This is a genomic window from Nostoc sp. (genome assembly GCF_036916985.1).
Taxonomy (GTDB): Bacteria; Cyanobacteriota; Cyanobacteriia; order Cyanobacteriales; family Nostocaceae; genus Nostoc.
Genome location: NZ_JBALFD010000051.1, coordinates 1 through 8,474, shown reverse-complemented (window position 1 = coordinate 8,474; position 8,474 = coordinate 1). Strand labels below are relative to the sequence as shown.

Annotated in this window: 5 protein-coding genes; 4 read left to right on the top strand and 1 reads right to left on the bottom strand. The window is 40.8% G+C overall.

What is annotated here, in order from left to right; translation table 11 throughout:
- Window positions 1–287 precede the first annotated feature (287 nt).
- Window positions 288–539: a hypothetical protein gene (locus V7L07_RS17590; RefSeq protein WP_335059925.1), complete on the bottom strand. Its 252-nt coding sequence runs from the start codon at window positions 537–539 to the stop codon at window positions 288–290.
- 1,308 nt (window positions 540–1,847) lie between these two features.
- On the opposite strand from V7L07_RS17590, the gene V7L07_RS17585 reads away from it, so the two are divergent.
- The 4 genes from V7L07_RS17585 to V7L07_RS17570 form a co-directional block, all read left to right on the top strand.
- A complete protein-coding gene (locus V7L07_RS17585; RefSeq protein ID WP_335059923.1) occupies window positions 1,848–4,841 on the top strand; it encodes a PAS domain S-box protein in 2,994 nt (997 codons plus the stop codon).
- A gap of 219 nt (window positions 4,842–5,060) precedes the next feature.
- Window positions 5,061–5,444 carry a beta-lactamase hydrolase domain-containing protein gene (locus V7L07_RS17580; protein ID WP_179064550.1) on the top strand — a complete coding sequence of 128 codons (384 nt, stop codon included), beginning with the start codon at window positions 5,061–5,063 and terminating at the stop codon, window positions 5,442–5,444.
- A 373-nt stretch (window positions 5,445–5,817) separates the two neighbouring features.
- The gene (locus tag V7L07_RS17575) at window positions 5,818–8,229 is read left to right on the top strand and encodes a sucrose synthase (RefSeq protein ID WP_335059921.1); all 2,412 of its coding nucleotides are present in this window, start codon (window positions 5,818–5,820) and stop codon (window positions 8,227–8,229) included.
- Between the two features lie 19 nt (window positions 8,230–8,248).
- Window positions 8,249–8,474, top strand: a 226-nt coding sequence (locus V7L07_RS17570; RefSeq protein ID WP_335059919.1) for a hypothetical protein, incomplete at its 3' end; no start/stop codon positions are given.

Below are 8,474 nucleotides of genomic sequence, written 5' to 3'. Positions count from 1 at the left end.
CACCGAATCTAGCGCAGCGTTCCCCAGTTGCGTCAATGTTCACAGTCGCGGTTTTTTCTTAACGCTCGCACTTGACATTCAAGACAGTCGCTACGACTAATGCACTAACTGTTGCGCCTGCAAATTGCATCACAAGCATGATTAGGCAAAACCTGTAAATCCTCTCCCTTGCACCCTGCTCCCCTGCCGCCTCAATGTGCATATAATCACAACAGCTTATTTTAAGCTTGCCACGCCACTACGGTATATATACAAGTCTTCGAGAGTTCTCACACAGTCCATTAGTGTTACGTAGACAATTCCTCTAGCCCAATCCATTCAGTAATGGATTGCCATTGACTTGCGTAAACAGTAGTACTCCTACGTTTTTGTTTTTGAGGTTTTTTAGATAGTTTTACCATGACGGCATCGGCGAATAAAGTGGATTCGTTCCAATTATAAATAGGCATTTCTTGCCAGCAGTGGCGACAGAACCAGTAAGTCTCTGCACCGCGTATATGTTCTAAAAGTAAACTTGAGCAGCAAGGACAGTAATTCATATTTTTCTCAAATCCTATTAATAAAAGTGTTATTGCAAATCAGGGCAGCTAGTTGAGAAGCCCGTAAATATTTAAAACAAGTCTGTCTATATTTTGACTATAGTCTTTAAATATGAGGAACTTGTGAGTAAAGTTAGAATACTTAATAGTCTCGCAAAACTTATACATATTTCTTAAGTAAGACTATCATACTTATTTAGCTATAAATGTGGAACTTAAGAGTAAGTTGACCCAATAAGTCCTTGTGTAGAGGTCTAGAGTAATAATTGAGATTCCCCTAGATGGGATAGGGATACAGAGCAACTAAATTTATTTATACTCAAAATAAAAACATTTATTAAGAATAATTTAGGACTTATGAGGCAGAATGAGCGTAAAAATTCTGTGTGACCGAAACAGTGCTGAGTAACTCGGCTTAGAGTAAAAAAAGTAATAACCGCACTGGCTAAATGCCCCGCTACTAGTCTGTCAATAAATAATTGATAGATAAATTCATTGGTGTCAACTTAACGTGAAAACTATCCTAGTACAAGCTTTTAGGTTGCCTCGTTCCCAGTCTTCGACTGGGAATGCCCGTCGTTGAGGCTCCGTCTCAAGACTCGCGGCAGAGCCGCTTTTGAGTTGCATTTCCAGCCTCCGGCTGGAAACGAGATATTTCTTGGAGTTCCCTTAGTGGTCAACAAGAAAGTAGCAGGTGGCAGGTCTATAGCAAGATCCCCGCAGGGTATCCCCCACTAATTTATTCTGAATTCTGACTTCTGAATTCTTCTTCAATTATTGGAGTTCCCTTAGTATCTCCACTCATCGATTAATTGATTTCAAATATTTAACACTAACAAGATTACCAAGACCATCTATATAAGGCGATCTCGAAGATCGGGACTTACGCAAACAATAACCGAAACCCTGATTTTGTGTAGGGGTAATATCCTGCGGTAAGCTGTTTCTCTACGTTCGCGCAGCATGTCGACAGACAGATGCTCCGCATAGCTCTACATGAATTACCCCTACAGCGCATAATTTTGCGTAAGTCCTAAATATAACAGACCATCTATTTCTAATTTGACAATAGAATGAGTTTAACGACTCTAAAATTCTATCTACTTCCTGGCTTAGTTACTAACTCGCACTACATCTTTCGTATTTGGTCTTGTAAGATTTATAGAATGCCTTGATCAATGTATTTGATTGACTATTTATTGGAGACAAATAATTCCTAATTTTCAAAAATTTACTTCTTTTAGCTGGCGCTAGCTTCTACTAGTTCATCTTCATATAAAAAAGATCATTAGAATTGACAAATTAGCCATGCAATTCAACGATAAACTGCTTAACTTACTTAGCTTAAATCATGTTATTAATCGTTCTCCATTAACGATCAGTCCTAATAGTTTTGTAGTCGAAGCTATTGTCTTAATGAGTCAGGAAAGATGTAGTAATTATGCACCTAGTAGCTTAAATGTTTCATTGGATTTAAACCCTGCAAATCAACCATTAACTAGTTGTATCTTGGTTATAGAGGGAGCAGATATATTAGGTATTTTTACAGAAAAAGATGTCTTGAGGTTGATAGCTTCTGAAATAGATTTATCGACGGTGACAATGGCTGAGGTAATGGTACAGCCAGTATTTACCCTTAGAAAATCAGATTCTCAGGATATTTTTATAGCCTTGTCGTTATTGAATCAGTATCGTATTTGCCATCTGCCCGTTGTAGATGATCGCGGGCAATTACTAGGAGTCATCACTGAAACTAGCTTGCTACAAGCCTTTGACTTGATAAAAAGGCTGGGGATCTTTGAAGGCTTACAGAAATTTTTACAAAACCCCACAGATGAATTCAGGCGGGTTAATCAGCTAATTGAGATAGAGCAAGTCCTGAAAGAAGAACTACCCCAAGCTTACGAAAAGTTAGAACAACGAGTGGTAGAACGAACAGCAGAACTTGTGATATCTAACGTTCTATTGCAACAAGAAATTATTGAACGTCAACGTGCAGAAGTTGCATTACGGCAAAGCGAAAACCTCTATCGCCAACTCGTTGAAAGCCAAAGTGACATAATTATCCGCATTGATTTGCAAGGACAGATTACCTTTGCCAATATGGCTGCTTGTCAAACCTTCGGCTGGAAACAAAATGAGTTTCTTGGTCAGTCATTTCTCCAGTTTTTTCACTCAGATGACTTGCCTCTAGTAGTGGAAAGTATGACAGTTTTAGAATCTTCATCCCATCTCTTGACTAATTGTGAGCGACGTTCATTGACAGTTAACGGTATACGCTGGTTTCAATGGAATGCGATCGCAATTCATGATGACAAAGGACAGGTTATTGAAATACAAGGAGTAGCCAGAGATATTACCGAACAGAAAGCTGCACTACACGAACGCCAACTTGCCGAAGCAGCATTGTCTGAAAGCGAGGAGAAATTTCGTACTTTTTCCGAAAACACCCACGCCATGATCTGGATTGGTAGCGCAGATTCATTCCATCCTTTGTATATTAGTCCTGCTTATGAGAAGATTTGGGGTCGATCTTCTCAGGGTTTATTTGAACAGCCAACATCTTGGCTAGACACCGTTCATCCAGACGATCGCGATCGCGCCGCCCAATCAATCGAGCAACTGCTTGGTGGTAGTCAATCCATTTCAGCAGAATATCGGATTTTGCGACCTGATGGATCGGTGCGGTGGATTTGGAATCGGGGCTTTGCTATCTATGATGACCAAGGAAAAGTGAACTACTATGGTGGCATTGCCGAAGATATTACCGAGCGCAAGCTGGCAGAACAAAAAATCTCTGAACAAGCTGCTCTACTTGATATTGCCACCGACGCCATATTAGTTCGAGATTTCCAGTCTCAAATCTTATTCTGGAATCAAGGTGCAGAGCGGATGTACGGTTGGCTTTCTACAGAGGTTATGGGAAAAGAAATCCACGAGATTTTGTACCCAGCAGGAACTCAGCACCAACTAGAAAAACCACTAAAAAGCGTAATTGAGAGTGGCTCATGGCAAGGTGAGTTACATAAAGTGACAAAATCCGGTGAGAAAATTGTTGTGGAAAGCCGCTGGACATTGATGTGCGATTCTGAGGGAAAACCCAAATCCATTTTGACTGTTGATACTGACATCACCGAAAAGAAACAACTCCAAGAGCAGTTTTTTCGCACCCAGCGATTGGAAAGCCTTGGTACGCTTGCAGGTGGCATTGCTCACGACTTGAACAATATATTGACACCAATTTTGGCAGCGGCTCAATTGTTACAGGGAAAATTTTCTCAAGACGAGGAGCGTTCTGGGCAATTAATGGCACTTGTAGAAGCCAACGCCAGACGGGGAGCAGCTTTAGTGAAGCAAGTCTTGTCCTTTGCGCGGGGATTTAAAGGAGAGCCGACAATTATCCAAGTCAAGTACCTGATTTCAGAAATTATCCAAATTGCTAAACATACATTTCCCAAATCTATTGAATTTTCCACGGTTATCCCAGAAGATATTTGGGCGATCTCTGGAGACACCACACAGCTACATCAAGTGTTGATGAATTTGGTAGTAAATGCTCGCGATGCTTTGCCTCATGGCGGCAATATCAAAATTTCTGCGGAAAATAAGTTTATAGATGAAGCTTATACCAGAATGAATCTTGATGCCAAAGTTGGGCACTATATTGTAATTACCGTTGCCGATAATGGAATTGGGATACCGCCAGAAGTATTAGATAGAATTTTTGAGCCATTTTTCACCACCAAAGAGGTCAACATAGGTACTGGACTTGGACTTTCAACAGTGCTGGGAATCATTAGAAGCCACGACGGTTTTATCAAAGTGTCTAGCAATGTTGGTAGAGGTAGCAAATTTGACCTATTTTTACCAGCAGTGGAAGCAACCCAAGCATTCAGGATAGAAGACCTGGATTTGATTCCAGGGCAGGGAGAATTGATTTTAGTGGTAGATGATGAAACCCAAATTCGGGAGATTGCCACAATCATCCTAGAAAACCATAACTATAAAATACTCACTGCTAGTAACGGCATCGAGGCGATCGCACTTTTCGCTCAACACAAGCATCAAATTAATGCCGTATTGATGGATATAATGATGCCAGAAATGGATGGAATTACCGCCATTCGCACCTTGCAAAAAATGAACCAGCAGGTTCAAATTATTGCCTGTAGCGGTCTGAACTCAATGGAGGTATTTGCTCAATCTGCTGATGTTAATGTGCAAGAAGTTTTATTAAAACCCTACACCGCTAGAGAATTATTGAACAGTTTACATCACCTGTTCAGGAGTAATGAGTGCTGAGTAATGAGTGCTGAGTGCTGAGTGCTGAGTAATAAGTACTGAGTGGGGAATCTCGCTTCTTTACTCACGACTGAGAACTACCTCAACGCCCCGTTACCGCTAACGGAACTATTTTGCCCCCTGCCCCCTGCCTCCTGCCCAATCCCTCACAAGATCCTCAGATTTTTTTACTAAATTTAGAGTGTGGGTAAAGTTAGCAAAATTAGGTTAATCAGGCTAATGAATATTGTTAGAAAAATTAATGATGAGTTAGCGATCGCAGGTCAAATTACACTAGATCAGCTACAAGAAATAGGTGATGAGGGCTATAGGTCTGTAGTCAACCTCCGTTTGCCCGACGAAACAGGCTTGGTGGCTAATGAACAAGAGAAGACTGAGCTTTTGGGATTGTACTACGTTAACTTCCCAACTAGACCTGAAGACATTAATCATCAAAGTACGCTTCAGATATATCAGACCATCACGGAATTACCCAAACCAATACTGATACATTGTGATAATTCAATTCGTTCAGCCGCGATCGCATTGTTGTATATCGCCCTCAAACAAGGTATGGCATTTGAAAAAGCCCTGCAAAAAGTTATTAATATAGGCTTGATATAGCTATCCACTGATGATTTTAGATCATAAACTAGTGGACATTTTTACCTAAATTAATTAAACATATCCAGAAATTAAATATGTGTTATCTATAACCATTGTTTTGACATAGCAGTGCTACGTCAAAACAATTCTTTTTCACCAAATGTCTATTGGTTATGGGATATTAGTTATTCCCCAATCCCTAATCCCCAATCCCCAATCCCCAGTCCCCAATCCAATCCCTAATCCTATCGACTCGCCGCGTTTCACCCCAAAGCTAGACGCGAAGATTTTTATAGTTCTTTAAAATAACGAGGGAAATGTACCTCAGAGAACCGAAAACTAGAGAGAAAAATGAGGTCGTAACCTAACTAAATTTCTGGAATTCGTCATCATGTATGAACTAGTTCAAGCTGTCATCAACGGTGATGAAAAAACTGATGCAAATCAGTTTATTTATGCGTTGAGTGCTTCAGGTAAGCGTTACTTTCTGAGAAATGAGATTTTGCAAGCTTTTGCTGATTACTGCGATCAATCTCAAAAGCCAGCCTATTTTTATTACTCTTCTTCTCTTGGCAAACTGATACAATATACCCACGAAATAATTCTTGAAGAGGAAAGTACTTGGTTTGTAATTCGACCCAGGATTGCTACCCAAGAAGTTTGGAAACTGACAGCCGATTTTAGCAGCTTCGAGCAGATGACGCCTCAAGCGCTGTTAGATGTGAGAGATCGCCTAGTCAACCGCTACCAACCCGACATCCTCGAAATCGACCTCCACCCCTTTTATGAGAATTCCCTAAGAATCGATGACGCCAGAAATATCGGTCAAGGTTTAGCTTTCCTAAACCGTTATCTGTGCAATCAATTGTTGACTGACCCTGAATATTGGGTAGAAATGTTATTTAAAGCATTACATGGGCTGCAATGCAATGGCATTCGCCTGTTGTTGAGCGATCGCATTGACTCTGGTATTGAGTTAGCCAAACAAATTAAGCCAGCACTCAAATTGCTGAGTGAGCGATCGCCTCATGAACCTTATGAAAAATTTAGCATTGACCTCCAAGAACTCGGTTTTGAGCCAGGTTGGGGTAACACTGCGGCGCGAGTCTCCGAAACCTTAGAACTCCTCGACCGACTCATTTACTCCCCAGAACCCGGCATATTAGAAGCCTTTGTGGCCCGTGTCCCCGCCGTCTTTCGCGTTGTTCTCGTTTCTGTCCACGGCTGGGTGGGACAAGAAGATGTTTTAGGAAGAGATGAAACACTCGGTCAAGTTATCTATGTCCTCGAACAAGCACGCAGCTTAGAAAACGAACTAAGTGAACAAATCAAACTCGCTGGACTCGACCAGCTAGGCATTAAACCCCATATTATTATTCTCACCCGGCTAATTCCTAACTGTGAAGGAACATTTTGTAACCTGCACTTAGAAAAAGTTCAAGAGACTGAGAATGCTTGGATATTGCGCGTTCCTTTTGGTGAATTTAATTCCGAAATTACCAATAATTGGATTTCTAAATTTGAGATTTGGCCTTATTTAGAACAATTTGCCATCGATGCAGAAAAAGAATTACTAGCTCAATTTAAAGCCAAACCTAATCTGATTGTTGGTAACTACAGCGACGGTAACTTAGTAGCCTTTCTTCTCTCTCGCAGGATGAAAGTTACCCAGTGCAACATTGCCCATTCCTTGGCAAAACCTAAATATCTATTTAGTAATTTATACTGGCAAGATTTAGAAGAACAATATCATTTTTCAGTACAATTTACCGCCGATTTGATTAGCATGAATGCAGCCGACTTCATCATCACATCGTCCTATCAAGAAATTGTCGGCACACCTGACACCATCGGTCAATACGAATCGTATAAATGGTTTACGATGCCGCAGTTGTATCATGTAGTTGATGGCATTGATTTGTTTAGTCCTAAATTCAACTTAGTGCCGCCGGGAGTAAATGAAAATATTTTCTTTCCCTATAGCCAAAAAGAAAAGCGAGATTCTAAGCTTCGTAAACAAGTCCACGACTTACTCTTTAGCCGCGAAGACTCCCAAATCTTAGGTCATTTAGATCGCCCCAACAAGCGACCAATTTTTGCCGTTGATACCGTCACCTCAATCAATAATCTCACTGGTTTAGTTGAATGCTTTGGTAAGAATCAGGCGTTGCAAGAGCATTGCAACCTGATTATCTTAACTAGTAAACTGCGTCCAGATGAAGCTAAAAACTCACAAGAAGCAGGAGAAATTCAAAAACTCCACGACGTTATTAATGAATATCATCTCTATGGCAAGATTCGCTGGGTGGGGATGCGTATTCCTAGCATTGAACTCGGTGAAGCCTACCGAGTAGTTGCAGATTCTCAAGGTATCTATGTCCATTTTGCGCGCTTTGAATCCTTCGGACGGAGTATTCTGGAAGCGATGATTTCCGGCTTACCAACTTTCACTACTCAGTTTGGCGGTTCTTCAGAAATTATCGATTACCAAGAAAACGTATTTTATATTAATCCCACAGACTTAGAAGTAACAGCAAAGACAATTTTAGACTTCCTTGAAAAATGTGATACTCATGCTGAACACTGGCAAGAAGTTTCAGAATGGATGAGTCAGCGAATTCACCATAAATATAATTGGCATTTACATAGCAATCAATTACTACTGCTGACTAAAATGTTTAGTTTTTGGAACTTTGTTGCTCCTGAAAACAACGAAGCCAGAGATCGGTACATGGAAACCTTATTTCATCTCATTTATAAGCCCAGAGTTGAGAAGATTTTGGAAAAGCATAAGCGGGGGTGAGGGGATTGGGGACTGGGGATTGGGGTTAGAACTCCATTCATCTATCTCAGATACTAGTTCATTCACCTCAGATACTCGTTCATCTATCTCAGAACTCCGTTCATCTATCTCAGAACTCCGTTCATCTATCTCAGAACTCCGTTCATCTATCTCAGAACTCCGTTCATCTACCTCAGAACTCCGTTCATCTACCTCAGAACTCCGTTCATCTACCTCAGAACTCCGTTCATCTACCTCAGAACTCC

What these genes read in the sequence shown, in the direction of transcription:
- V7L07_RS17590 (WP_335059925.1), bottom strand. Translation starts at nt 539, where the DNA reads ATGAATTACTGTCCTTGCTGCTCAAGTTTACTTTTAGAACATATACGC.
- V7L07_RS17585 (WP_335059923.1), top strand. Translation starts at nt 1,848, where the DNA reads ATGCAATTCAACGATAAACTGCTTAACTTACTTAGCTTAAATCATGTT.
- V7L07_RS17580 (WP_179064550.1), top strand. Translation starts at nt 5,061, where the DNA reads ATGAATATTGTTAGAAAAATTAATGATGAGTTAGCGATCGCAGGTCAA.
- V7L07_RS17575 (WP_335059921.1), top strand. Translation starts at nt 5,818, where the DNA reads ATGTATGAACTAGTTCAAGCTGTCATCAACGGTGATGAAAAAACTGAT.